We start from the raw sequence: 25,293 nt of genomic DNA, 5'->3' as shown, positions 1-25,293 counted from the left end.
GGCGCCGAACAATCCGCGCGTCGCTCGCCAAGGACGCTGAACGGTCACGCTGAACGGTCACGCGGCCGGCGGAGCGTCGTCGCGCCGCGTCCACAAGGTCACGCCGACCGCCACCAGCACGAGAAGGCCGAGCGCCAGCAGCAGCGCGATCTGCTTGAACCAAGCGATCGCCGGCACGGCGGCGGCGAGCGCCAGGCCGAGCACGGCGATGTCGCGGGAGACATGAACGCCCGCGACGAATGTGCCGAGGGCGAGCAGCAGCAACAGGGCGAGGCCCGTCGAAGGGCCGTTGAGGAAAGTGTTGACGCTCGGCCACAGCACGATGTTCATCGCCACGAGAAAGGCCGCCCAATGCAGGAGCTGCGTGCGCGCGATGACATAGCGCTCGCGCTTGTCCTGTGTCTTGCGCCAGCCGATCGCGACGCAGGCGACGCCGACCGCGGCGCCCAGAAACTCCCAATAGCCGAACAGCGGCTTCTGCGCGATGGAGGTATAGGCGACTCCGAAGATCGCCAGAATCAGCACCGCAAAGTAAGGCGCTTTCTGCCGCGCCCAGCCGGCCAGTCGGATCGGCGGTTGCGACGCGGCGCGCGGCGCCGGCATGCTCGCTGTGTGATTATTCATCGAGAACCTCTCGAGTGGTTCGCGCAGACGGGCGCAGGCCTGTCTGCGCCCTTCGCTTCCGCGGACTCGGCGCATGACGGCGGCCAGCGGACGCCGGCGCGGTCGGAATAGGCTGCGATGCGTCCTCGGACCGCGCGGCATATGCCAGGGACGCACGAACTGCCGCTCCTGCGCCTTCGCGCCGCCAGCGGCGCCGAGGCGAGCGCGGCCAAGGCCCCGCCGACCCTGGAGCGGCGTGAAACGGAAGAGTCCGTCTGCGTCTTTGTCGACACGCGCATTGCCTCCGACAATCGATCGGGTCGGACGAAATGTTAGAGCGGCGCAGCGCCGCGGCAATGAGGGCGCCGCGGCAATGAGCACGCGTCGCGAGTTCACCAATTCACGCGCCGCTCTACCTTCCTTCGGGCCTCGTCGCGCAGAGGTAGGACCATGGCGGAGACCGCAAACGCAGCCGGAGCCGCGCTCCTGATATTCCTGACGCTGGTCGCGGCGCATGTCGGGCAGACGGTGGTGGAGCCGATCGTCTTTGCGATTTTCATCATCGCCCTGATGTTTCCGTTGCAGACGGCGCTCGAAATGCGCCTGCCGCGCTGGGCGGCGCTCCTCGTCACCGTGGCTTGCGCGCTCGCGGTGGCGATCACGCTGTCCTCGCTGATCGTCTGGGGCGGCGGCGAGCTCGTCGACTGGTTCGCCCAAAATCTCGAGCGCGTGAAAACGAGCTTCGAGGCGTCGACGAAATGGCTCGAGGCGCATGACGTCTTCGTCGGCGCGCTGATCACCGAACATGCGAACGCCGGCTGGATGCTCGGCGTGGTCCGCGAAGCGGCGACGCGGTTCAATGTGCTCGCGGGCTTCGCGCTCGTCGTGTTCGTCTATGTCGTGATGGGACTGGCCGAGACGTCGACGCTGAAGGCGAACATCGCGGCCGCGACAAACGAAGACACGGCCTCTCGTCTGCTGCGCGCGAGCGCGCGCATCGCGCAAAAATTCCACCGCTACATGCTGGTGCGAACCGTCGCGAGCCTCACGACCGGCGCGCTCGTCTTCCTGTTCGCGCTGGCGATCGGCCTCGAGCGGGCGGCGGCCTGGGGCGTGCTGAGCTTCGCGCTCAACTATCTGCCCTATATCGGCTCGCTCGTCGTCACCATTCTCCCGGCGCTGTTCGCCTATGTGCAATATGATTCCGCGCAGGCCGCGCTGCTCGTGCTCGGCGCGCTCGGCGTCATCCAGCTCGTCATCGGCAGCGGGATCGAGCCGGTCTTCTCGGGCACGGCGCTGGCGATGTCGCCGACCGTCGTCGTGTTCGCCGTGCTGTTGTGGACCTTCCTCTGGGGCCTGCCCGGCGCGTTCATCGGCGTGCCGATCGCCATCGCCGTGCTGACCCTGTGCGAGCATTTCCCATCGACGCGCTGGATCGCGCGCATCGCGGCGGGCGAGGCCCCGCGCGACACGCGCGACGACGGGGTCTAGAGCATTATCCGATCCGAATGGATCGGATAATGCTCTAGCATTCTTTAGTTTGAGCGATTTCTGATCGATCGAACGATTCCGCTCGATCGGAAAGCGCTCTAGGGCTCATCCGAGACCGACCATCCGCCGCACGTCGGCGGGGGTCGCGCCTTCCGCCCGCAGCTCCCGCAGCGGCTTGGAAAGCCGACTCTTGGCGAGCTTGCGGCCGTCCTCGTCCCGCACCAGCTCGTGGTGGCGGTAGCGCGGCGCCGGCAGACCCAGCAAGCTCTGCAGCAGCCGGTGAAGGCTCGTCGCCGCGAAGAGGTCGCTCCCCCTCACCACATCGGTCACGCCTTGCAGCGCGTCGTCGACCACGACGGCGATGTGATAGCTCGCCGGAACGTCCTTGCGCGCGAGGATCACATCGCCCCATGCGGCGGGATCGGCGGCGATCTCGCCGCTTTCGGCCTCGCGCCAGCGCAGCTCGCCGCCGACCATCGCCGCCGCCTTCGCCATGTCGAGCCGAAGGCTCGTCGAAAGCCCCCTCCCCGGCCCTTCCCCGCTTCGCAGGAGAGGGAGCAGATTCGGCGCTTCGCCGAGAGCTCGCGCAACGGCGGCCGCCTCCCTCTCCCGCGAAGCGGAGGAGGGTGAGGGAGGGGGCGAAGCGCCGCGACACGTCCCCGGATAGAGCGGCGCGCCGTCGGGATCGCGGGGCCAGCCGCGCGCCTCGGTCGCGCGTGCGATGTCGCCGCGCGTGCAGCGGCAGGGATAGAGCAGGCCGAGCGCGCCGAGCTTCGCCAGCGCGCCGGCGTAATCGTCGAAATGCTCGGATTGGCGGCGGACGGGCTCTTCCCATTCGAGGCCGAGCCAGGCGAGGTCCTCGAGGATCGCCCGCTCATATTCGGGACGCGCGCGGACGCGGTCGATATCTTCTATGCGCAGCAGCAAGCAGCCGCCGGCGCGGCGCGCGAGGTCGAAATTCAGCAGCGCCGAATAGGCGTGGCCGAGATGCAGATAGCCATTGGGCGAGGGCGCGAAGCGAAAGACCCTTTCGCCTGCGTGAGGCAAGCCTGAAGGCTCGCGGTCCACGCGCGACTCCGGACCGCGAGCCTTCGGGCTCGCGGACATCACGCCTTGCCGGCGAGCGCCAGCCGCTCCTCGACGATCTCGCAGGCGGCGCGGAACGCCGCTTCTATGTCGAGATCGGTGGTGTCGAGCCCGACCGCGTCCTCCGCCTTCTTCAGCGGTGCCTCAGCGCGGCCGCTGTCGCGCTCGTCGCGCCTGCGCACATCGGCGAGCACCGCCGCATAATCGACTTTCTCGCCGCGCGAGGCGAGCTCCAGCGCCCGCCGCTGCGCGCGCTTCTCGGCGCTGGCGGTGACGAAGATTTTCACCGGCGCCTCGGGGCAGATCACTGTGCCGATGTCGCGCCCGTCGAGCACCGCTCCTTGCGGGCGCCCCGCGAAGCCGCGCTGCATGTCGATCAGCGCCGCGCGCACCTGCGGGATGGCGGCGACGACCGAAGCCGCCTCGCCCAATTCGCGGCTGCGCAGCCGCGCCTCGTCAAAGTCGCGGAGAGCGAGGCCGCGCGCCGCCTCCACCGCGGCGCGAATATCGTCGAGCGGCCGGCCGTCGTCCAACAGCGCGCAGGCGGTGGCGCGATAGAGCAGGCCCGTGTCGAGATGCGGCAGGCGGAAACGCTCGGCGAGCCGCCGCGCCAGAGTGCCCTTCCCCGAGGCCGCCGGCCCGTCGATGGCGATGACGAGGCCCCGCTCAGGCAAAGCGCGCCCCCAGCCCTTCCATCAGGGCGCGGAAATCGGGAAAGCTCGTCGCGATCATGCGGTCGTCGTCCACCGTCACATCCTGCTCGGCGGCGAGCCCCATGACGAGAAAGCTCATGGCGATGCGATGATCGAGATGCGTCTCGACCGTCCCTCCGCCCAAAACGCGCCCTGCTCCGCCCCTGACGATCAGATCGTCGCCGATAATCTCGCATCGCGCGCCATTGGCGCGCAAGCCCGCGGCGATGGCCTCGAGCCGGTCCGATTCCTTCACGCGCAGCTCGGAGAGCCCGCGCATGCGCGTCTCGCCGCTGGCGAAAGCCGCGGCCACGGCGAGGATCGGATATTCGTCGATCATCGACGGCGCGCGCTCGGCCGGCACGTCGACGCCTGCGAGCGTCGAGGCGGAGACGCCAATGTCGGCGACCTCCTCGCCGCCCTCGATGCGCAAATTCTCGAGCGCGATGCGCGCGCCCATCTCCTGCAGCGTCGTCAGCAGGCCGTTGCGCAACGGATTGGTCATCACCCCTTCGATCACGATCTCCGAGCCCGGGACGAGCAGCGCCGCGACCAGCGGAAAGGCCGCCGAGGACGGATCGGCCGGCACGCGCACGGGCGCCGGCCGCAGCTCCGGCCGCCCCTCCAGCGTGATCTTGCGCCCATGCGCGCCGAAGGGCTCGCTGGTGACGCTCGCGCCGAAATGCGTGAGCATTTTTTCGGTGTGGTCGCGAGACGCCTCGCTCTCGATCACGACGGTGCGGCCGGGCGAGTTGAGCCCGCACAGCAACACGGCGGATTTGATCTGCGCCGAGGCCACCGGCGTCTTATATTCGACCGGCAGCGGCTCGGCCGTTCCGCGCAGCAGGATCGGGCAGCGCCCGCCCTCCGCCTCCTCCAGCACGCGCGCGCCCTGCAGCGTCAGCGGATCGAGGATGCGGCGCATCGGCCGCTTGCGCAAAGAGGCGTCGCCGTCGAAGCGCGCGGCGATCGGATGGCCGGCGACGACCCCCATCATCAGCCGCGAGCCGGTGCCGGCATTGCCGAACTCCAGGGTCTCGCGCGGCTCGAGCAGCGAGCCGAGCCCAGGTCCGCGCACGCTCCACGAGCCCGGCCCGAGCCGCTCTATGCGCGCGCCGAGCGCCCGGCAGGCCTCGGCCGTGCGCAGAACGTCCTCACCCTCCAGCAGCCCCTCGATGCGCGTCTCGCCGACGGCGAGCGTCCCGAGGATCAGCGAGCGATGCGACACGGATTTGTCGCCCGGCGGCCGGCAGCGTCCAGAGAGCGCATGCGAGAGAGAGGCGCGTCGCGGCGTCGGGGGATGTTCGGCGTCCGTCAGCAATTTTCGATCGAGCTCCCGCCGCGGCGCCGTTTCCTCCGGCCCAGGCGGCTTCGCGCATATACAACGCGCGCCGCCGCGTCACAAATCGTCGGGCGCAGGCGAGAGCGCGAGGCGACGGCTCGCCTCGCGCGACGGAGCCCGCGCTCTCAGAGCGCGGCCGATGACCCGTCCCCGGCTCCGCGCGTCGGGTCGCCTGCGATCAAGCGGTCTTTCCAGCGCGTAATGAACGCATCGAAAGACGCCTGGTCGGCAAAGATCACCTCGGCGCGCCATTCGACCGTCTGAACGCCGTCATCCCAAATTCGGCTGTCCGGACGCCACAGAACAGAGGGCCATGCCGGGTTGCGGTAAGCAGGGCTCGCGGGATAGTCCGACGGACGAAGGGACGGCCGCCCCAACAGCTCGCTCAGCCATTGCGTGATTTCCGGCAGAAACGTGCAGCTGAAAAATATTCCATGGCGCTGAAGTCGATGCACGTCGCGCAAAATTTGCTGCCGGATCAGCGCCAAGGCCGGCGGCCGATCTTTCTCGCGAAACTCCCGGAGCACGAGAAGCCGGAAGCTCCGCTTCAAAATTTGCGCCGGAACGGCCCGGACATCCCCGGCTTGCTCATGCTCGTGCATCATATCTTCCTTCGGGCCGGGCTCCAGCGAGAAGCGCGCGCGAGACGGAAGCAAAAAACCCGCCCGGCGAACCGGGCGGGGCAAGTTCGGACCGACACGCGGCGAGAAGAGAGAACCGCGTGAAGCTCGGGCGTGAGGTCAGAGCGTGGCGCCAGCCTGGAATCTCGGGATCACCGGTCCGCCGATCTCGACGCCCTGGCGCGCGCCGGAGGGGGCGAAGAAGAACAGCAGGCCGCCGAACTGGCTGTCCGTGTCATAGGCGAGGTCGGACAGGCGCTCGATGTCGAAGCGGGCGTCCTGCACCAGCACGGTCAGCTCACGGGTCTCGCCCGGCCCGATCGGGGTCGGATCGCTGACCGAGAGGCCGCGGTCGGCGAGCAGATAGTCGGGGAACTGCGGCCGCGTGGTGAACACCTCCGGATTGAGGAAGCGCAGCCCGGCGGTCGTGAATTCGCCGACCTTCACCGGCTCCGTTCCGCTGTTGGTGATGACGAGCTTGACCGCCAGCTCGCGTCCCGGCACCGTATAGGAGCCGCCCTTGAACTGCGCGGTCACCGTCTGCGGCGGCAGCGGGATCGGATCGATGCCCTTCAAAAGGCCGGCCTGCATGGGCAAGGTGCGCGGGAAGGCGCTGTTGGCCCAGGCGTAGCCGAAGATCACCGCGAGCATGGTTCCCGCGAGCCACAGCCCGCCGAACTTCTTCTCGTTGACGGTGATGAGCTCATTGGCCTTGCCCGCCTTCACCCACCAATAGCGCGCGATGATGCCCTTGGTCATGAACCAGTAGAGGATCCAGACCGCGGCCGCCGCCATCCACAGGAAGTGGTAGGTGTAGACCCAGGTGATGCCATAGGTCTCGAGATCGATCGTGGTTCCGTCGAGCAGCGTCACCGGATTGGTAAAGTTGTTCATGTCGCCCTTGATGGTGATCCATTCGCCGGGGCCGACGATGGGTCCGCCGCCTTCGACATTGATCTGCACATGGACGTGGAAGCGACCCTGGCGTCGCGCCTTGAGCACGAGCTTGTACTCATAGTCCTTGCCGACCTGCAGCGTGAAGGAGCGCGGAGCCGGCACGTCGCCGACATAGGCGCCCTTGCGGATGAGCACCGGGCCCGGCTCGCCGACATTGAGGAAGGCGACATCCGGCTTGGCGACGGCCTGCGGCCAGCCGGAGAAGACGTGCACCTTGCCCGAGAGCACCATCTCCTCATTCACATTGACTTCGGTCTTCGACCATTTGACGTCGTACCAGTTCAGCGTGCGCATGCGCAGAAAGGCCTGCTGCGAGCGCTCGCCATGCGCCGACGCGGGCGTCGCCGCCGGCAGCGTCGTGGCGACGATCGCCGCCGCGAGACCAAAAGCGAGCGCGCGCGCGCGTCCCCTCGCAAATTCGGCCAGCTTTCCGAAAAAAATGGTCATTTCTCTTTCTCTCCCTGTCGTCTCGCCTCGGTCCGTCCCATCGGAAGCGGACGCGGGCGTTCGTCTCGATCGTTTTTCTGGGGAGGCGGGCCGCCGGAGCCGGCCCGCCTCGATTTTTCTCGAGAAGCGCGGGCTCGATCAGATGTCCTCGGCCTCGATGTATTTCGTGTTGCTGAACCAGGTTCCGATCTTCCACCACAGGAAGTAGATCAGCATCGAGATGAAGGCCGAGAAGAAGGCCGCGACCGGGACGACATCCTTGCCGAAGGTGCGCAGCGTGCCGCGCTCGACCATGCGGATATATTCCGGCGTGCCGGTGCGGACGTAGTTGAAGCCGATGAGGTCGGCGAGCGTCAGCAGCACGCCGTCGATCTCGGCGGATTGGTGATATTGCGCGAGCACCGGCCAGTTGATCGGATAGAACAAAAGGCCCCAGCCCATGGAGCCGACCAGCGCCGTCACCAGCCAGCTGCCCGACATCATCAGCACCACATCGAGCCAGAAGCCCATGGGGATCAGCGCCGAGGGGAACACCAGATTGATCGGGAAGAAGGTCCAGCCCCAGAAATTGTCATAGCGGTTGATCCACTCGCCGACGAGCAGAGCGAGGCAGGCGACCGTCGCGCCGATCGGCAGGCGGAACTTCTGCCACAGGAAGGACTGCACCGCGGCGGCAAAGCACATGGCGACGATCGGCGCCACCGTCGGCCACATGCGGCGATCCTTGAAGTCGATCCAGAAATCCCAGTCGCCGGCCAGCAGCATATAGTGGATGTGGAAGGAGCCGAGCACGACGGCGAACAGCACGACCAGCAAGATCCAGTCGGTCAGCAGCACGCAGCCGAGAAACTCCTCCTTCGATTTCCATGTTTTGCCGGCGGGCGCGCCGGCCTCTGTCGAAATGGACATTCTTTCTTGCTCCTCGAGATTGTTTCCTCCCCGGCGCTCGCGCCGGATGTCGGACTTATTGCCTTCCCCTGGGGCGCGATCGCGCACGCGGCGCGATCGCTTCGAGAGGAGGAGGAAGGGAAGCTGCGAGCGGCGGCGTATCGCTTGCGGTCTCGTCGCCGGCCGCGGTGTTTCGGCCCTGTCGGGTCAGAGCGACAGGACGTCGGCCTCATATTCCTTGGAGAGCTCGATGACGCGGTCGAGCACCTGGCAGGCGGTGCCGAACACGGCGAGCGCGAACCAGCCGAAGAAGACGAAGCCCCAGTGCAGCGGCGCGGTGAACAGCTCTTCCATGAACCAGAAGGTGTGGCCCCATTCGTTGAGGCCGATGTTCGGGAAGATCATGAACGGGCCGGCGAAGAACAGCAGGAAAGGCAGCGAAATCTTCTTCGCGAACTGCGGAATGCGGGTGCGCGCATACATGAAGGCGCCCCAGCCGGCGATGATGTAGATCGGATAGCTGAGGTAGAACTCCAGAATATGGCTCGGCGTGAAGTCGGTGTCGCGAATGACCGTCTGGTGCCAGGTGCCGTCCTGTTCGGTAAAATAGGAGGCGCCCCAATAGACGGTGAAGGCGTAGATGGCGAGCCAGCCGACCAGAGCCAGCAGGCGGCGCATTTCCTCGCGCGGCGCGACCTTGTCGATGTTGCGGTCGCGGGTCTTCCACAAATAGCCGCCGATGCCGCAGAAGGCGATGAACTCGAGCGGCAGCTCGGTCCACATCAGATTGAGCCAATAGGTCTGGAACTCGGGCGCGAAGGAATCGAGCCCGGCCTTCCAGCCGAAATATTGCTCGTAAATGCGAATGCCGATGTAGAACACGGCGAGGCAGATCATCGTCCAGTATGCTGGCCAGTAATTGACGATCGTGTCGCTCTCCGCCGCCCGGACGGCTCCGGACGCTTTCTCGGTTGTCAGGCTCATCCTCGACTTCCTCCTCACTGGTCGCCCGTCGGCGGAAAGGCTTTCCACCTTGTTCAGACGACGTCTTTCTCCCCGCGAGCCGGCCGCCCTGGCCGCTGTCCGACGGCGCGCGACGCAATGCTGTCGCAGAATTTCTTTCCATGCGACGGATATGCTGCAGCATTGCTGTATTGGCCGGCCGCATCGTCGAGACTAACACCGCGTAAGCCTTGCATGTCAATCGACAACAAGTATTATACATGCGACATTATGCAGCACTCCATGTATTAAATACTTTATTCGTATTTTACTTTGATACTATCGTGCTACAGAAAGGTGAGATTTCCACGCGCGCCTAAGCATATTCCACTGTATTTTTGAATGATACTTGCATCAAAACAGCGAGACGGCCTTTATCGTCCAAGACATGCGACATTGTGCCGCCCGCCGACGCTCGTTGTGGGCGGGAGAATCTTGGATCAAGAAGGTGACGGACGCCGATGGGCCGCAGAGCGGCGCGGCGTCGGAGAAATTCCAAAGCAAAAGAGGGAGGAGCCTCAAAACATGCTGCACAAAGCTGACGAGCTCAAATGGGTCGCGCTGTGGATTCTCGTCACAGTGTTCGTGTTCGCGATCTTCATTCCGACGGTCAACAGAGCGCTCAACCTCTGACGAGTCGCGCGTGACTCGTCACGCCCCGAACCCGGGAACGCAACGACGGACCCGGGTTTCTTCATGCGCGGTCGGCGGGCCGCGCGCCAGTGTTCGCAAGGATCGATTACGTGTCGACATGCGCTACGCTTCGACTATCGGTTACGTCGATGCGACATTATGTAGCAAGACTGAAGTCTGTTCGACTTTCGACCACCTCGACCGAATTTTGAATTCTTCCAATTTTGCTCGGATCGGCCGAAAATGCCTGTCCGACTGGGATTTTTTTGTGCAGATTATGAGAGACGGCGGCCGCCGAGCGGATCGGCGCCCGCGGCGACGGGTCGCGGAAGCGCTCGGAAGCGAAAAATCGAACATTGTGTTCGGTTTTGAAAACATGAGAAAAACTCTCCTGGTCACGGGGGCGGCGCAAGCGCCCCGCCGTGACGGGAGCAAGCAGACGAGCTTTCGCGAGGAGCGCCGAGAACATGAGTGGGAACCTTCTCGAGCCCGACGGTCCCGCAGTGGCGGCGCCGCAGCCAGCGAACGAGAGAGACGAGAGACGCAGCCGTCGTCCGGACGAGGAGCGTCGCCGCGAGGAGAAGATCCGCGAGCTGCTGACGCGCGAAGGCGAGCGGCTGTCGCAGGGCGCGATCCAGAATCTGACCCGCGACCTCGGCGTCAGCCGCGCCACCGCCTATCGCATGATCAAGACCTTCCGCACCTGCGGCGCCGTGACCTCGCCCTTCACCCGGCCGGTCGGCCGGCCGAAGGGAGCGCGCGTGCTCGACGCGACGCGCGAGTTTCTGATCCGCGACGCCATCGAAAACTTCTATCTGCAGCCCTCGCGGCCGAAGTTCAGCCAGCTCGTGCGCGAGATCAACAAGCGCTGCCTCAAGGAGCGCCTGCCGGCGCCGAATTGGCGGACCATCAAGGCGCGCGTGCACGATGTCGATGTGGAGACGCGCGCGCGGCGGCGCAGCGAATCCGAATAACCGAACCGATGCGGCGGCAAGGTGCGTAAGAGATCAGAGGCCATGCGGCCGCTCGAGGCGGTCCAGATCGATCACGCCCAAGTGGATGCGATCATTATCGACGAGGAGACCGGCCGCGCGCTCGGCCGGCCGTGGATCGCGCTCGGGATCGACGCCGCGACGCGCGTCGTGACCGGCTTTCACCTGACGCTGGCGCCGCCGACGCTGCTGTCGGCGAGCCTGTGCTTCCTCCACTCGGTCTGCGACAAGAGCCGCTGGCTCGCCGAGCGCGGGCTTGCCGTCGAATGGCCAGTCGCCGGCCTGCCGGACATGCTCCATGTCGACGCCGACAGCTTCTTCGGCCGCCGAGCCTTCGCCCGCGCCTGCCGCAATGTCGGCGTCGAGACCGTCTGGAGCGCGCCCAACGGACGCCGCTATGGCGCTCATATCGAGGCGCTGATCGGCGATCGCCTCGGCGAGCTGCGGCTCTTGACCGACGCCGAGCCGATCCGCCTGCGCGAGAACGACATTCGTGCGCCGCTGCGCCTGTCGCTCGACGCGCTGGAGCGCCGCATCGGCGCGGCCATCGCGAGCGATTATCTGCGCCGCCGCCACGCCGATCTGCGCCGCGCGCCGCTCTCCACCTGGCGGGCGCTCTCCGAAGGAGCGCAGTTCCGCGCGCCGGCCGATTGCGTCGCCTTTCGCCTCGACTTTCTGCCACAGGAGGATTGCGCGCTCGGCGACGATGGGGTCAGCCTGCTCGGCCGCCTATTCTGGTCGCGCGCTCTCGCCGACGATGTCGAGGCCGGACGCCGGCGCCTGCCGGTCAAATATGATCCGCGTGATCTTTCGCGCATTTTCGTGCGCCGCCCCTCGGGCCGTTTCGTCAAGGCGCTGATCGCGAATGATCGGGCGGACGCCTTGCGCGCCGAATCGCGGGCGAGCCTGGCGCTCGCCGCAGATTGCTGCGGCTGGAGCGAGGAGCGGGCCGATGCGGCGGACTCGCGGGCCGATGCGGACGAGGATTTGCGCGACGCGCCCAACGCCTATGGCGCCTCGGCGACCGCCTGCGCGCAAAAATGCGTCTCGTCCTGCCCCTTTCAATCGGCAGCGCGCTGAGAGCGAGCCTGAAGGCTCGCTATTCGAGGCGCGCGTCGATGATCAGCTCTCCACCCTCTCCCGGCGCCAGCGGATCAGCCCGGCGGTCGAAGCATCCAGCTCGTCGAGCGGCGCCGACGCATTCTCCACGATCGGCGCGAGGCGATTCGCCAGCTCCTTGCCGAGCTCGACGCCCCATTGGTCGAAGGGATTGACGTCCCAGATCACCGATTGCACGAACACTTTGTGCTCATAGAGCGCGACGAGACGGCCGAGCGTGCGCGGATCGAGCCGGCGATAGAGCAGCACGCTGCTCGGCCGATCGCCGGAAAACACCTTGTGCGGGGCGAGCGCCGCGATCTCCGCCTCGCCGAGCCCCTGCGCCGCGAGCAGCGCCTTCACTTCGCCCAGCGTACGTCCGCGCATAAAGGCTTCGCTCTGCGCGAGGCAATTGGCGAACAGCAGCGCGTGATGATGGACGTCGGCGTCGATCGGCTCGGCGGCGACGAGGAAATCGATCGGCGTGACGTCGGTTCCCTGATGGAGAAGCTGGAAAAATGCGTGCTGGCCATTGGTGCCGGGCTCGCCGAACACGATCGGCCCGGTGGCGAATTCGGCGACGCCGCCGTCGCGCGCGACCGACTTGCCGTTCGACTCCATGTCGAGCTGCTGCAAATAGGCGGGAAAGCGCGCGAGGCGCTGGTCATAGGGAATGACGGCATGCGCCGCCCTGCCCTCGACATTGCGATGGAACACGCCGATGAGCGCCATCAGCGCCGGAATATTGCGGTCGAGCGGCGCCGTGACGAAATGCGCGTCGATGTCGGCGCCGCCGCGCAGAAATTCGGTGAAATGCTCGGGGCCGATGGCGATCGCCAGCGACAGGCCGATCGACGACCACAGCGAATAGCGCCCGCCGACCCAATCCCAGAAGCCGAACACGCGCGAGGCGTCGATGCCGAAGGCGGCGACCTTGTCGAGCCGCGTGGACACTGCGGCGAAATGGGCGCCGACCGCCGCCTCGCCGAGCGCCGCGACGATGAAGGCGCGCGCGCTCCGCGCATTGGTCATCGTCTCCAGCGTCGTGAAGGTCTTCGACGAGACGATGAACAGAGTGCGGGCGGGATCGAGACTCTTCAGAGTGTCGGCAATATCGGCGCCGTCGACATTGGCGATGAAATGCGTGCGCGGACCGCCCGCGGCGAAGGGCGACAGCGCGCGCGCCGCCATGGCCGGGCCGAGGTCGGAGCCGCCGATGCCGATATTGACGATGTCGGCGAAAGGCTCGCCGCCCGCGCCGCGCAGCGCGCCGGAGCGGATGGCTCGGGCAAAATCATAGACCTTGGCGCGCTCGGCCGCGACCATGCGCCGCACATCCTCGCCGCCGACGAGGAGCGGTCCTGCGCCGAGATCGCGCAGCGCCATGTGAGCGGCCGCGCGATGCTCGGTCGAATTGACCGGCTCGCCGGCGAACAGCGCCGCCCGCCGCCCCTCGACATCGGCCGCGCGGGCGAGCGCGACCAAAAGGCCGAGCGTCTCGCGCGTGATCCTGTGCTTGGAAAAATCGAAGAGGAAATCGTCGAGCGCCACCGAAAAGGCGGCGAAACGGCCGGGATCGGCCGAAAACAGCTCGGTCGTGCGCCGTGCGCGCAGCATGCGCGCGTGATCCTGCAGCGCCGCCATCGCTTCGAGGACATCGGGACGAGACATGCGGTTCCACCCTGTTTCGCGGGGCGAGGACGCGATTCGCCCGCCGACGCTCTATCTAGCCCGAACGCGCCCTTCGAGAACATGCCGGGGCGCGGTCCCGCGCAAAACGCCCGAGGCGACGCCGCGCGCGCGTGAATGCGCGAGGCCGCGGGGCCCTCGCTTTCCGACTGTTTTATGACAGTTACATGTGAGATTTGTATCGCTTGAATGACAACGCCTGAGGAACCCGTATGCGGCAGATTCCCTTCGTTGATGTGCGTGACGGCGGACCGATCGCCCATGCCGCGGCGCGTTTCGAGGCCGCGGCCGCGCTGCGCGACGCCTGCCTCGCGCCGGCGCCGCGCTGGAGTCATGTCTGCCTCGCCCCCGTCGACAGGCTCGCCGCCGCCTGGCTGCGCAAATCGGGCTCGCTCTACCGGCGCGATCTCGAGCAGGTCGCCGAGATTCTCGGGTTCCATGGCGCGGTCGCGCTCAACATGTCCTATCTCTTCGCCTGCACGACCTCGGCCCATGTCGGTCCGGACGGCGCGCCGGCGTTGCGCCGCTCGCTGGACTGGCCCTTTCGCGGCCTCGGCCGCGGCGTCGAGATCGCCTGGCAGCGGGGCCCCGCCGGCGGCTTCTACAACGCCACCTGGCCCGGCGCGGTCGGCGTGCTGACGGCGATGGCGCCCGGACGCTTCGCCGCCGTCGTCAATCAGGCGCCGATGCGCCGGCGCCGCGACGGACTCCTCGCCTTTCCCTTCGATTTCGCGCTCAATCTGCGCGACGCGCTGGCGCAGGAGAACGGCTGGCCGCCCGACCATCTGCTGCGCCTCGCCTTCGAGACCTGCGCGACCTTCGAGGAAGCGGTCGCGCTTCTCGCGCGCGAGCCGCTGGCGCGGCCGGTGCTGTTCACCCTGACCGGAACCGCTCGGCACGAGATCGCTCTGATCGAGCGCACCGAGCGCGAGGCGCGCGTGCTGCGCGGCCCTGTGAGCGTCGCCAATGACTGGCAGGAGCCGGCCGCCGGCTGGCGGGCGCGCATGGGCCATCAGAACAACGAGGCGCGCAAGGCCGCCCTGCGCGCGACGCCGGCCGCCGCGCCGCCCTTCGCCTGGGCGGTTCCGCCCGTGCTCAACCATACGACGCGCCTCGTCGTCGAAATGAGCGCGCGGGGCGCGGGAGACCTTTCCGCCCGCGGCTATGAATGCGCGCCCTGGCGGCAGCTTCCCGAGCCGGCGACGCGCGATTTTCGCCTCGCCGATGGGGCGGAAGCGAGCGCGGCCTGATCGGCGAGCGCGGCGGCGGAAGGCGCGCCGGGCTTGCGGGTCGCCGCCGTCGCCCCACTTAGCGCGTCGTCTCACCGCACTCCTCCTCAATCCGGAGCGAAGGGGGTCGTCATGCTCAGGGAAATGCAAAAATCGCCCGCGCCGCTCTCCATCCGAAAACAGACTCTGGCCGCGATCGCCGTGCTCGCAGTGGGCGCGCTCGCCGCGCCGCCGAGCCATGCGGGCGGCATGATGGGCGGCGAAGGCGGAGGCGGAGGCGGCTGGAGCGGATCGCGCGGCGGCGGCGAGCGATGGGAGCCGCGTCGCGGCGGGCGTTCCGGCTATCCGGGCGCCGGACGCTGGCAAGACTGCCACAGGTTCAACGCGGCGTCGCGGGCAGCCTTTCGAAACGGCGACTACGCCCGCGGCAACGCTCTCCAGGACCGGTTCTACAACTGCATGAGGTCCCGCTGGAACGACTGAGATCGCGGCGCGGCGTGACGCCGAGGCGCCTCATTCTCCGCGTCACGCATGCGCGTGTCACGAAACTGTCGTTCGCGCGTTGAAAGAAGGGTCATGGCCTATCTGCGCGCGATCGCTTTCGTCCTGGCGATGACCGGGGCGTTCGTCCTCTTCGTTCCCCTCCAATGGCTGGCCCGCCGCCGCGGCTGGGCCATTCGCCACGGCATTCAAACCGGCTTTTGCCGGACCATGTGCGCGATCATCGGCATAGAGGTGCGCGAGGAGGGTCGGCCGCCGGACGCGGCGCCGCGCTTCGTCGTCGCCAATCATGTCTCCTGGACCGACATCATCGCGCTCGCCAGCCGTTATCCCCTGGTGTTCCTCGCCAAGCGCGAGGTCGCGCTCTGGCCGGTGCTCGGCTTTCTGGCCCGACTGCAGGGCACGATCTTCGTCGATCGCAGCAATCGCAGAGCGATCCCGATCGTCAACGCCGCCCTCGCCGAGCGGCTCGGCCGCGGCGAGGACGTCGTGATCTTCGCCGAAGGGACCTCCAGCGACGGCTCCGGCGTGCTGAAGTTCAACGCCTCCCATTTCGCCATGTTGACCGGCCTCGGCGAGGACGGCGCAGCGCCGGTCCTCGCCCCGGCGGCGATCATCTATGCGGCGAAAAAAGCGAAAGGCGACGGACGCTTCGACGTCGGCTGGTATGGCGACATGACTTTTCTTCCGCATTTATGGAGCCTGATGAAGCGCGGCGGCGCAAAATGTCATATACTGTGGGGCGAGGCGGTGGACCCGCGCGCCGGCGACCGCAAGGCTCTCGCCCAGGCGACCGAGCAGCGGGTGCGGGCGCTCCTCGAGGGAGGCGTTGCGGGCGGCGCCGAGGGGGGTAAGATCGCCCCGCAGAAAGAGACGTGACGGCCGCGAGGAGAAACCGACATTTCCGACACCGCTTCGAAATCCAGCGCGCCGCTTCCGCTCACCGCAAGCCCGAGCGAGACATTGCCCGGGCGAACGAAAGCCTTCGTCAAGTCATACGGCTGCCAGATGAACGTCTATGACGCGGAGCGGATGACGGATCTGCTCGCCGGCCGCGGCTATGGCGAAGCGGGAAGCGAGGACGACGCCGATCTCGTGGTGCTCAACACCTGCCACATCCGCGAGAAGGCGACCGAGAAGGTCTATTCCGAGCTCGGCCGGCTCGCGCGGCTCAAGGCCGAGCGCGGCGCCGAGGGCCGGGACTTCCGCATCGTCGTCGCCGGCTGCGTCGCCCAGGCCGAGGGCGTCGAGGTGCTGCGCCGCCAGCGTGCGGTGGACCTCGTCATCGGCCCGCAGAGCTATCACCGGCTGGGCGAGCTGCTGACCCGCGCCGAGGCCGGCGAACGAGTCGCCGAAACCGATTTCGCCGTCGCGGAAAAATTCCAGGCGCTGCGCGGCGCGCCCATTCCGCGCGGCGTCGCGGCCTTCGTCACGGCGCAGGAGGGATGCGACAAATTCTGCTCCTTCTGCGTGGTTCCCTACACGCGCGGCGGGGAAGTGTCGCGACCTGTCGCCGAGATCGTCGCCGAAGCGGCGGCGCTCGCCGCCGCCGGCGTGCGCGAGATCACCATCATCGGCCAGAACGTCAACGCCTATCGCGGCGTCGCAGAGACTGGCGCCCCGTCGTCCCTGCCCCGCCTGCTCGAGCGTCTCTCCTGTATCGAAGGCGTCACGCGCCTGCGCTACACCACGAGCCATCCGATCGACATGGATCAGGAGCTGATCGACGCCCATGCGTCCCTTCCGATGCTGGCGCCCTTCGTGCATCTGCCCGTGCAATCGGGCTCGAATCGCATTTTGAAAGCGATGAACCGGCGCCATGACGCGGATTTTTACTCGGACATCGTCGAGCGTCTGCGCGCGGCGCGGCCCGACATCGCGCTGTCTTCCGATTTCATCGTCGGCTTTCCCGGCGAGACGGAGGCCGATTTCGAGGCGACGCTCGCTCTCGTCCGAGAGACCCGCTTCGCCTCCAGCTTCTCGTTCAAATATTCGCCGCGGCCCGGCACGCCCGGGGCCGAGCGCGACGACCAGATCGCCGAAGCGGCCAAGACCGAGCGGCTCGCCATTCTGCAGGCACTGCTCGAGGAGCAGCGCCAGGCGTTCAACGCCGCCACAGTGGGGCGGACGGTCGAGGTATTGTTCGAGAAGCCGGGCCGGCACGAGGGTCAGATCGCCGGCAAAAGTCCCTATATGCAGGCGGTTCACGTGACCGGCGGCTCCGAGCTGATCGGCTCGCTCTTGCCGGTGACGATCCTCGCCGCCGGCTCCAATTCGCTCGCTGGACGAATCGGCGGGCCCATGAGGGAGGCTGCCCTGTGAGGCTTCAGCGCGAGCTAAGGGTGTTCGAGCAGCCGGACGCGGCGCGTCCCGGCGAACCGGAAGCCGAGATCACGCTCGCCTTCGAGGATAATCGCTACGCTTCGCTGGTCTTCGGCCTTTATGACCAGAATCTCGCCAAGATCGAGCGCAAGCTCGAGATCGTCTGCTTCGCCAATGGCAATCACGTCACCCTGAGGGGCCGCTCCGAAGCCTGCGAGCACGCCCGCAGGGTGCTGGAGATTCTCTACGGCCGCGTGCAGCTCGGCCAGAGCGTCGGCCTCGGCGACGTCGACGGCGCCATTCAGGAATGCGCCCGGCAGGGATCGCTGTTCCCCGACGCCGACGCCGGCCGCGCCGTTTTCGAGCAGATTTCGACCCGCCGCCGCGGCCCGGTGCGCGCCCGCAATCTGGCCCAGGACCTCTATTTGCGCGCGCTGAAGCGCTATGAGCTGGTCTTCGCCGAAGGGCCGGCGGGCACCGGCAAGACCTGGCTCGCCGTCGGCCATGCGGTCTCCCTGCTCGAGCAGGGCGCGGTGGAGCGCATCATTCTGTCGCGTCCCGCCGTCGAGGCCGGCGAGCGTCTCGGCTTCCTGCCCGGCGACATGCGCGAGAAGGTCGACCCTTATCTGCGCCCGATCTATGATGGACTGCACGACTTCATGGATGCGCGCATGGTGGAGCGCGGCATTCAGACCGGCATGATCGAGGTCGCCCCGCTCGCCTTCATGCGCGGGCGCACGCTGACCAAGGCCTGCATCTTGCTTGACGAGGCGCAGAACGCCACCTCGATGCAGATGAAAATGTTTTTGACCCGTTTGGGCGAAGGATCGCGTATGATCGTCAATGGCGATCCTTCGCAGACCGACCTGCCGCCCGGCCAGAAATCCGGATTGAGCGAGGCGATCGCCTTGCTCTCGACCATCGAGGGCGTCGGCCGGGTCAAATTCGCCGAGGGCGACGTGGTGCGCCACGATCTCGTGCGGCAGATCGTCGGCGCCTATGAGGCGGCCGGACGGGAAAGAGCAAAGTCTCGGGAGTCATGAGCCTTTCTATCGACATCATCGTCACGGCCCCCCGCTGGGAGCAGCAGGCGGGCCTCGACGAGCTCACGCAGAGTACCGTGCGCGAGTGCGTCGCCGTCTCGGCGGCGCAGCTCGCGCGAGATTGCGAGCTCAGCGTCAATTTCACCGACGACGCGGCCATCCGCGAATTGAACGCGCAGTGGCGCGGCATCGACAAGCCGACCAATGTCCTCTCCTTCGAGACGCCGGGTCCGCTGGCGCGGCGCGTCGCGCTCGGCGATATCGTCATCGCCCATGAGACGGTCGCGCGGGAGGCCGAGGAGCAGGGCAAGAGCTTCGAGGCTCATCTCACGCATTTGATCATCCACGGATTTCTGCATTTGATCGGCTACGACCATCAATCGCCGCACGAGGCCGAGGCGATGGAGGCGCTGGAGCGCCGCATCGCGGCGTCGCTCGGCCTCGCCGATCCTTACGAAGGCTCCGAGCTCGTGGACGGGCCTTCCACAATGGGGAACTGCTGAAGGCAATGTCTAGGATCGATAACGGCGAGCATGCGGGTTCGCGTCGCGGCGAGCCGCGGATCGGCATCGTCGATCGGCTGCGCGCTCTGATCGGCTTCGGCTCCGCCTCGGTGCGCGAGGATATCGAGGAAGCGCTGGAGGACGCGAGCGGCGACGTGACGCCGCATGAGCGCGTTCTGCTGAAAAACGTGCTGGCGCTGCATGATCTGCGCGTCGCCGACGCCATGGTGCCGCGCGCCGACATCGTCGCCGTGGGCCAGGATGCGACGCTCGGCGAGACATTGGCTCTGTTCCGCAACGCGGGCCATTCGCGCCTTCCCGTCTATTTCGACACGCTCGACGATCCGCGCGGCATGATCCACATTCGCGACTTCGTCGATTATCTCGCCTCGCTCGCCGAACGCGCCGAGCCGGCGACGGCCGGCGCGCCGGCGGAGGCCGGAGAACATGCGCCGACCGCCTCGCTCGCGGCGATCGACTTTTCCGCGCCGCTCTCGACCATCGACGTGCTGAAGCCGGTGCTTTATGTGCCGCCGTCCATGCCCGCGCTCGACCTGCTCGTGAAAATGCAGGCGACGCACACCCATCTCGCTCTCGTCATCGACGAATATGGCGGCACGCATGGGCTGGCGACGATGGAGGACATCGTCGAGATGATCGTCGGCGACATCGAGGACGAGCATGACGTCGACGAGGAGCCGCGCATAGAAACCGTCTCCGAAGGCGTCTATATGGTCGACGCCAAAGCCGATCTCGAGGAGGTCTCGCGCCGGCTCGGCGTCGATTTCGGGCCGGAGGATACGGGCGCGGAGGTGACGACCCTCGGCGGCCTCGTCGCCTCGCTCGCCGGCCATGTGCCGATGCGCGGAGAGATCGTGCCGGCGCCGATCGAGGGCTGGGAGTTCGAGATCGTCGAGGCCGACCCGCGCCGCGTCGGCCGGCTGCTGGTGCATGCGCCGAAATAGCGCGAGAGGAGTCGCCCTTCGACGAAGCCGCAGGAGGGCGGCGGCCCCCGAGCGATAGATCACGCGCAAAACATGCCCAAGACGATCATCTTCCACATCGGGCTGGAAAAGACCGGCACCAGCTCGTTCCAGCGCTTCTGTCATGCGCATCGCCGCGCCCTCGCCGCGCGCGGCGTGCTCTATCCGACGCAGAACCTCGCTTTCTCGCGGCGCAGCCGCAATCATGCGGCGCTCGTCGCCGGCTATTACGAAGGCGCGGGCTGGGCCGATTTCAATCTCGCGCGCTCGTGGAAGGGCCGCCGCTCCGTCGTCGATTCGCTCGCCGCCGAGATCGAGCGCGACGCCGCGCCGACGGCGCTCGTCAGCGCCGAGCATCTCTCCTCGCGGCTCTATCCGTTCCAGATCGAGAAGCTCGCCGAGGATTTCGCCGGCTTCGACTGCCGCATCGCGATCGTGCTGCGCCCCCACGAGGAGCGCGTCTATTCGGCCTATTCGAGCACGATCCGCGCCGGCCGCAGCCTCACGCTCGACGCCTTTGTCGACGAGCTGCTCGTTCCTCAGAATTGGTATTGCCGCTATGCGGAGACGATCTCGCGCTGGCGCCGCGTGTTCGGCGCCGAACGGGTCGCGATCTTCCCCTTCCGCAAATCGCGCGACATCGTCGAGCTGTTGTGGACCGAGATGCTCGGCTTCGACGGCGCGCCGCCGAAGCGCGGCGTTCGCGTCAACGCCGATCCGGGCGCGAGCGCGCTCGAGGCGATGCGCCGCGTCAACGAGATCATCGGCGACCGCGAGACGTTTCCGCGACGCGGCTATCTGCGCCACCTCGCTTTGACGTCGATGCGATCGGCGATCTTGCGCTCGCTCGCGGCGACGCCGCGACGCGCGGACGATCGGCTGCGCGTCGACGACGAGCGGCGCGCGCGGCTCGTCGCTCTGGTCGATGAAGACATCGAAAGGCTGGCGCCGCTCACATCGCTCGAGCTGCCGCGCATGGCGGCCGCGGCGGCTGCCGATCACGCCGCCGCGGCGATCATAGAGGAGCGCGCGAAGCGCCTGCTCGAACAACGGCGCTTCGTCGCCGCGAGCCTCGCGCTCGCGCAAAAGCTCGGCGCGGCCGATCCGCGCCGCGACGCTCAGCCGTAAACGACGGCGCGCGCGCGCCGCGCCACGATCGCCGAGGCGAGCTTGCCCGCCGCGAACAAGACGGCGAAAGCGGCCGCATTGATGGCGAAGAGGCGCGCGACGCTCTCCGGCGCGTAATGGGTGGTGACGCCGCCCATCGCCACAGTGGCGAGATAGAGCGCGCCCTCATAAGCGACGAAGCTCGCGACGAAAGCCGCAATGACGCCGGCGCGCGGCGCGACGAGACGCGCGGTCTCGCAGCCGAGCAGCGCGACGGCGAGCAGCGCGCCGCCCCAGCCGAGCGTCTCCGGATCGGACGGATAATGCAGGACGGCGAAGCCGACGACCTGATTGACGAGCCAGGCGGAGGCGGTCAGCGCCAGCGCCGCGCCACGCGGATTGGCGATCGCGGCGATGGCCGCGAAAGCGGCGAAGGGTGCCGCGCAGGAGACGCCGAAACTGGCGAAGGCCCCGACGGCGACGAAGGCGCCGAGCCAGGCGAGGCGAAGGCCGCCGAAGCGGTCGAGAGAAAGCGTCATGACAAGTCTCCTCTTCAAAGCGGCCGAGCGGCGACGCCCGGCAGTGATGGTCGCCAGTCGGCCGCGCGCCGCCATGGGTGAGCGCTCGGCTGCGTCCCGGTCGGCGCCGGGGCCCGACGAAGCTCGGTCGCGCCAGATGCGAGACCGTGAATGACTTCGGCGAGCCCGGGCGACAAGGCCTCGCCCGCTTCGAGGAGTCGCGCGTCGCGCTTACCAGGACGACGGCTGCAACGGAACCGCCTCGACCGCTCTGGCCGGCTTCTCGGCGGAGACGACGCAACGCGGATAGCTCGGCTTGCCTGCGAACAATGCGGCCTTGATCGTAAAGCCCGCAGCCGCGCAGGTCGTCGTGTAATAGGCGAGGCTCTTGACCGCGAAATGCGTCGCGGACGCGAGGCTCTTGCCATAGGCGGGGTTCTTGATCAGGTTCTGCAGGTCCTGATTGCCGTCCGGCGCAACGATGCACAGGAGCCCGCCCGGCTTCAGAATGTCGTAGAACGGCCGCAGCGAGGCGAGATAGGCCGGATCGGGCACATGCTCGAACACATTCGACGCGAGCACGGCGTCGAAGGACCCCGGCTCGAGCCCGGTCAGCGCCGCCGGAATGCCCTCGTTGAGGATCTTCAAATTGTCGCCGGACATGACGCCGATCTGCGTCAAGGCCTTCACCGCGACGCCGCTCGCGAATTTCGAAGGCTCGAGCGACGTGACCCGATAGCCGCGTGCGAGCAGCTGGTAGGTCGTGATGCCGAAGGCGGAGCCGATTTCGAGGACTTTGCCTCCCGGAGCGATCGGGAAATATCGCTCGATGAGGTCGCGGCTGAAGCGCCGCTTGTCGGCCATGCGGGTCGTGAAGTCCTCTTCGAGCTTGTAATATGGGATGAGATTGTCGGCAAAAAACTGGTCGCGATCCGGATGCGCCAAGCCTTCTTCGAACTTCTTGCGCGACCCCTCATAGAATTGAGTGACGAAAGACTTCAGATATTCGGCCGAGGACGCCCTTTTTCGTTTTTCCGCATGGGCTTTCATATGCGGAATGAGGTTCGGATGGTTCCATGTCGAGCAAATATTCGTGTAGGAGCTCGCTCCGCGCTTCAATTCTTCGACGCCGTAAATTTCTCTCTTTGTCGCCGTCTCGGCCACCTGCGGTTTCTCGGCCAGCATTTGTTCCATAATTTCTTGCCTCCAGGAGCGCCAGTGTTGTCCGGTTTGCGGACTCATTGCCGCGCGCGGCTTTAGGGCCGCGCGCGGGGCAATTATCGGCCCGATTGCCGGGGTTCGGTCGGTGAATGTCCCGCCTTCCCCTCGCCTTTCCGGGCGAACTCTTCCCCCTCACGGCCGCTCAGGCCCTTCGGACCGCACGATTCTGCTTGCGCGGAATGGAAAGAGACTATGGCGCAACCTAGCATGAAAGCGGGGCGACTGTCGCCGCCGAGCGTCTCCTTGTCGATGACTGGCGCGGCGACCTCGGCGAGACGCTGCATTGCGCGCCCCTTCGTCACCATTTCAGGCGCACGCCGCCATAGGCGGAGCGCCCGGCCGTTCCGTAATTGTAGATTTCCTCATAGCGCGCGTCGTTGATGTTTTCGATGCGCGCGAAAACGGAAAAGAGTTCGTTGACCTTGTAGTCCGCGAAGAGGTCGAGCCGCGCATAGGTCGCGTCCACCACCCGCCGCGACGTGATGAAATCGTAATCGGGACGCGGCCCGACGACATTGAGCCGCGCCTCCAGCTCGAGGCCGGGAAAGCCGCTATAGACCAGCGCGGCCATGCCCTTGTCGCGCGGACGGCGCAACAGGCCGAGGTTCCTCTCGACATCCTCTGCCGCAAGATGCGTGTAGCTCGCCTTCAGGCGCCATTCGCCGGGAACGAGCGCAGCCTCGCCGGAGAACTCGACTCCGCGCGTCTTCGCCTTGCCGACGTTGAAATAGCAGCCGAACGGCTGCGTCGCCGTGCAGGTCGGCGCCGAGCCATATTCGATGAGCTCGCGGAAATCATTCTCGAACAGGCTCACCGAAGCGAATAGGCGATCGCCGAACAAGGTCTGATCGAAGCCGACGTCATAGCCGAGGCTGGTCTCCGGCTTCAGCCGCGGATCGCCATATTGGCTGAAGCGCTGATAGAGCGAGGCGACGCGCGCCCCCGTGCCGGCGCTGGCCCTGAGCTTCGTCCCGGTCTCCTCGAGGCGATAGGCGGCGGTCGCGCGCCATGTGCCGAAGGTGTGATTGGCCTCCACGGCGTCGATGCGGCCTCCGTAGGAGAGGTCGAAACGATCGAGCAGAGTGAGCTTGTGCTGCGCGAAGCCGGAATGAGTCGTCTGCGTGGCGTCGATCGGCGTGAAGCTCCCCGCCGGCGCGGGATCCTGCGAGGTGTGGACCGTCTCGGTCTCCTCGCGCGCGCCGAAGGTGAGAAGGCCGAGGGATTCGAGCTTCAGATCGCCTTGATATTCGAGCCCGCGACGCTCGCCGCGAAATCCGCTCCGGCAGTCGAACGACGTAAAGCTCGCATCGAAGCAAGCGTTGGCCTGCCAGATGTCGCGATCGATCACATTGCCGAACAGCATGAGCCGATTGTGCAGACGGCGGTCGAACAGATCGGCGTCGATGCGCACATAGCCCTGTCCGAAGGACGAATGCGCGTGATTCTCGCGGTCGAACACATCCGCCGGCGCGAAGGCGAACGGATTGTCGAAGCGGAACGCATTGTCATAGCCGGTGAAGGCGGCCTCGACCGAAAGCTCCTCGGAGAAGCGATAGCCGAGCCGCGCGCTCGCGCCGCCCTTGTTGGTCGGATCGTCGACCGGCAGAGGCGGCAGCGGCGTCACCCCGTCGCCGATGGTGAGCGGCCGCGTGATGCGATAGCCGAAGCGCGGATGTCCGCCGACATGCAGAGCGTCGACGGCGAAGGCGTACCACAGCGGGCCTTCGCTTCCCGAAAGGGTGGCGCGCGTGTGGATGGTTCCGAAGGAACCGCCTTCGAGGAGCACGGAGCCCTTCGGCTTTCCTTCGCCCTTGCGCGTGATGATGTCGATGACGCCGCCCATGGCGTCGGAGCCGTAGAGCGCCGATTGCGGCCCGCGCAGCACTTCGATGCGCTCGATGTCGGTGGCGACGAGCGCGCCGAAATCGACGGCGCCGTCGGTCGCGGACGGATCGCCGATGCGCACGCCGTCGATGAGCACGAGCGTCTGGCCGGGCGCCGCGCCGCGCAGATAGACATAGCTCGTCGTGCCGACGCCGCCGGACGAATAGAAGTCGAGGCCCGGCGCGCCGCGCAGAACCTCGAGCAGGCCCGTGGCGCCGCGCTTCTCGATTTCCTTCGACGAGATCACGCTGACGGCGGAGGTCGCGCGCGCCGCCGGCTCCTCCACGCGATCGGCCGAGACGACGGTGGCGGCGCCGATCTCGAGGCTGGGCAGCGCCTCCTGGGCGCAGGCGAGAGCGGGAACAAGGATGAGGAGCGAAGCAGAAAAAAGCGGCGCGCCCGCAACGGCGCGTCTTGCAAGAAGGGAGGACATTTACGAATC

General features: G+C 66.9%; 25 protein-coding genes (1 of these 25 cut by a window edge). 12 read left to right on the top strand and 13 right to left on the bottom strand.

The window, feature by feature from the left end; translation table 11 throughout:
• A protein-coding gene (locus tag K3F48_RS13005) for a M23 family metallopeptidase (RefSeq protein WP_222575870.1) crosses the window boundary here: on the top strand, positions 1–40 show its end. It extends 1,994 nt beyond the left edge of the window; only the last 40 of its 2,034 coding nucleotides appear in the window; its start codon lies off the left edge, out of view; the stop codon is at positions 38–40.
• Between the two features lie 17 nt (positions 41–57).
• On the opposite strand, the gene K3F48_RS13000 is transcribed toward K3F48_RS13005, so the two are convergent.
• Complete coding sequence (locus K3F48_RS13000; protein ID WP_255608966.1) at positions 58–624, bottom strand: hypothetical protein; 567 nt, start codon at positions 622–624, stop codon at positions 58–60.
• A gap of 429 nt (positions 625–1,053) precedes the next feature.
• Here K3F48_RS13000 and K3F48_RS12995 point away from each other — a divergent pair, with 429 nt between their 5' ends.
• Positions 1,054–2,094 (top strand): AI-2E family transporter, encoded by a 1,041-nt coding sequence (locus K3F48_RS12995; RefSeq protein ID WP_222575869.1) that lies wholly within the window; start codon positions 1,054–1,056, stop codon positions 2,092–2,094.
• Positions 2,095–2,199: 105 nt separating this feature from the next.
• On the opposite strand, the gene gluQRS is transcribed toward K3F48_RS12995, so the two are convergent.
• From gluQRS to K3F48_RS12955, 8 genes are all read right to left on the bottom strand, one after another.
• A complete protein-coding gene (gluQRS, locus tag K3F48_RS12990) occupies positions 2,200–3,141 on the bottom strand; it encodes a tRNA glutamyl-Q(34) synthetase GluQRS (RefSeq protein WP_255608965.1) in 942 nt (313 codons plus the stop codon).
• Between the two features lie 59 nt (positions 3,142–3,200).
• Positions 3,201–3,854 carry a (d)CMP kinase gene (cmk, locus tag K3F48_RS12985; protein ID WP_222575867.1) on the bottom strand — a complete coding sequence of 218 codons (654 nt, stop codon included), beginning with the start codon at positions 3,852–3,854 and terminating at the stop codon, positions 3,201–3,203.
• On the bottom strand, positions 3,847–5,193 hold the full coding sequence (gene aroA / locus K3F48_RS12980) for a 3-phosphoshikimate 1-carboxyvinyltransferase (RefSeq protein WP_222575866.1): 1,347 nt from the start codon (positions 5,191–5,193) through the stop codon (positions 3,847–3,849). The genes cmk and aroA overlap by 8 nt, the downstream gene beginning before the upstream one ends.
• 146 nt (positions 5,194–5,339) lie before the next feature.
• Positions 5,340–5,816: a hypothetical protein gene (locus tag K3F48_RS12975; protein ID WP_222575865.1), complete on the bottom strand. Its 477-nt coding sequence runs from the start codon at positions 5,814–5,816 to the stop codon at positions 5,340–5,342.
• A gap of 138 nt (positions 5,817–5,954) precedes the next feature.
• On the bottom strand, positions 5,955–7,238 hold the full coding sequence (gene amoB / locus K3F48_RS12970) for a bacterial ammonia monooxygenase, subunit AmoB (protein ID WP_222575864.1): 1,284 nt from the start codon (positions 7,236–7,238) through the stop codon (positions 5,955–5,957).
• 138 nt (positions 7,239–7,376) lie between these two features.
• On the bottom strand, positions 7,377–8,147 hold the full coding sequence (gene amoA / locus K3F48_RS12965) for a bacterial ammonia monooxygenase, subunit AmoA (protein WP_222575863.1): 771 nt from the start codon (positions 8,145–8,147) through the stop codon (positions 7,377–7,379).
• A 186-nt stretch (positions 8,148–8,333) separates the two neighbouring features.
• A complete protein-coding gene (amoC, locus tag K3F48_RS12960) occupies positions 8,334–9,110 on the bottom strand; it encodes a bacterial ammonia monooxygenase, subunit AmoC (protein WP_222575862.1) in 777 nt (258 codons plus the stop codon).
• Between the two features lie 808 nt (positions 9,111–9,918).
• On the bottom strand, positions 9,919–10,230 hold the full coding sequence (locus K3F48_RS12955) for a hypothetical protein (protein WP_222575861.1): 312 nt from the start codon (positions 10,228–10,230) through the stop codon (positions 9,919–9,921).
• Here K3F48_RS12955 and K3F48_RS12950 point away from each other — a divergent pair.
• Positions 10,229–10,735 carry a helix-turn-helix domain-containing protein gene (locus tag K3F48_RS12950; protein ID WP_222575860.1) on the top strand — a complete coding sequence of 169 codons (507 nt, stop codon included), beginning with the start codon at positions 10,229–10,231 and terminating at the stop codon, positions 10,733–10,735. The two genes, K3F48_RS12955 and K3F48_RS12950, sit on opposite strands and share 2 nt — an antisense overlap.
• A gap of 42 nt (positions 10,736–10,777) precedes the next feature.
• Positions 10,778–11,833 (top strand): Mu transposase C-terminal domain-containing protein, encoded by a 1,056-nt coding sequence (locus tag K3F48_RS12945; protein ID WP_222575859.1) that lies wholly within the window; start codon positions 10,778–10,780, stop codon positions 11,831–11,833.
• A gap of 42 nt (positions 11,834–11,875) precedes the next feature.
• On the opposite strand, the gene pgi is transcribed toward K3F48_RS12945, so the two are convergent.
• Complete coding sequence (pgi, locus tag K3F48_RS12940) at positions 11,876–13,522, bottom strand: glucose-6-phosphate isomerase (protein WP_222575858.1); 1,647 nt, start codon at positions 13,520–13,522, stop codon at positions 11,876–11,878.
• A 230-nt stretch (positions 13,523–13,752) separates the two neighbouring features.
• Between pgi and K3F48_RS12935 the strand changes: the two genes are divergently transcribed.
• From K3F48_RS12935 to K3F48_RS12900, 8 genes are all read left to right on the top strand, one after another.
• Positions 13,753–14,790: a hypothetical protein gene (locus K3F48_RS12935; protein WP_222575857.1), complete on the top strand. Its 1,038-nt coding sequence runs from the start codon at positions 13,753–13,755 to the stop codon at positions 14,788–14,790.
• 111 nt (positions 14,791–14,901) lie between these two features.
• A complete protein-coding gene (locus tag K3F48_RS12930) occupies positions 14,902–15,252 on the top strand; it encodes a hypothetical protein (protein ID WP_222575856.1) in 351 nt (116 codons plus the stop codon).
• 93 nt (positions 15,253–15,345) lie between these two features.
• Complete coding sequence (locus tag K3F48_RS12925) at positions 15,346–16,149, top strand: 1-acyl-sn-glycerol-3-phosphate acyltransferase (protein ID WP_222575855.1); 804 nt, start codon at positions 15,346–15,348, stop codon at positions 16,147–16,149.
• An 84-nt stretch (positions 16,150–16,233) separates the two neighbouring features.
• Positions 16,234–17,592: a tRNA (N6-isopentenyl adenosine(37)-C2)-methylthiotransferase MiaB gene (gene miaB / locus K3F48_RS12920; protein WP_255608964.1), complete on the top strand. Its 1,359-nt coding sequence runs from the start codon at positions 16,234–16,236 to the stop codon at positions 17,590–17,592.
• Positions 17,589–18,635: a PhoH family protein gene (locus tag K3F48_RS12915; protein ID WP_222575853.1), complete on the top strand. Its 1,047-nt coding sequence runs from the start codon at positions 17,589–17,591 to the stop codon at positions 18,633–18,635. The genes miaB and K3F48_RS12915 overlap by 4 nt, the downstream gene beginning before the upstream one ends.
• A complete protein-coding gene (gene ybeY, locus K3F48_RS12910) occupies positions 18,632–19,138 on the top strand; it encodes an rRNA maturation RNase YbeY (RefSeq protein WP_222575852.1) in 507 nt (168 codons plus the stop codon). The genes K3F48_RS12915 and ybeY overlap by 4 nt, the downstream gene beginning before the upstream one ends.
• A gap of 5 nt (positions 19,139–19,143) precedes the next feature.
• A complete protein-coding gene (locus tag K3F48_RS12905; protein WP_222575851.1) occupies positions 19,144–20,103 on the top strand; it encodes a hemolysin family protein in 960 nt (319 codons plus the stop codon).
• A gap of 72 nt (positions 20,104–20,175) precedes the next feature.
• Positions 20,176–21,249 carry a hypothetical protein gene (locus K3F48_RS12900; RefSeq protein ID WP_222575850.1) on the top strand — a complete coding sequence of 358 codons (1,074 nt, stop codon included), beginning with the start codon at positions 20,176–20,178 and terminating at the stop codon, positions 21,247–21,249.
• Here the strand turns inward: K3F48_RS12900 and K3F48_RS12895 are convergent.
• From K3F48_RS12895 to K3F48_RS12885, 3 genes are all read right to left on the bottom strand, one after another.
• Positions 21,240–21,767 (bottom strand): hypothetical protein, encoded by a 528-nt coding sequence (locus K3F48_RS12895; RefSeq protein WP_222575849.1) that lies wholly within the window; start codon positions 21,765–21,767, stop codon positions 21,240–21,242. The two genes, K3F48_RS12900 and K3F48_RS12895, sit on opposite strands and share 10 nt — an antisense overlap.
• A gap of 210 nt (positions 21,768–21,977) precedes the next feature.
• Complete coding sequence (locus K3F48_RS12890; protein WP_222575848.1) at positions 21,978–22,931, bottom strand: bifunctional 2-polyprenyl-6-hydroxyphenol methylase/3-demethylubiquinol 3-O-methyltransferase UbiG; 954 nt, start codon at positions 22,929–22,931, stop codon at positions 21,978–21,980.
• A gap of 334 nt (positions 22,932–23,265) precedes the next feature.
• On the bottom strand, positions 23,266–25,284 hold the full coding sequence (locus tag K3F48_RS12885; protein ID WP_222575847.1) for a TonB-dependent siderophore receptor: 2,019 nt from the start codon (positions 25,282–25,284) through the stop codon (positions 23,266–23,268).
• Positions 25,285–25,293: the final 9 nt, after the last annotated feature.

Source organism: Methylosinus sp. Sm6 (assembly GCF_019802345.1).
Taxonomy (GTDB): Bacteria; Pseudomonadota; Alphaproteobacteria; order Rhizobiales; family Beijerinckiaceae; genus Methylosinus.
The sequence above is the reverse complement of the archived record's forward strand: the minus strand, read 5'-3'. Positions and strand labels throughout refer to the sequence as shown.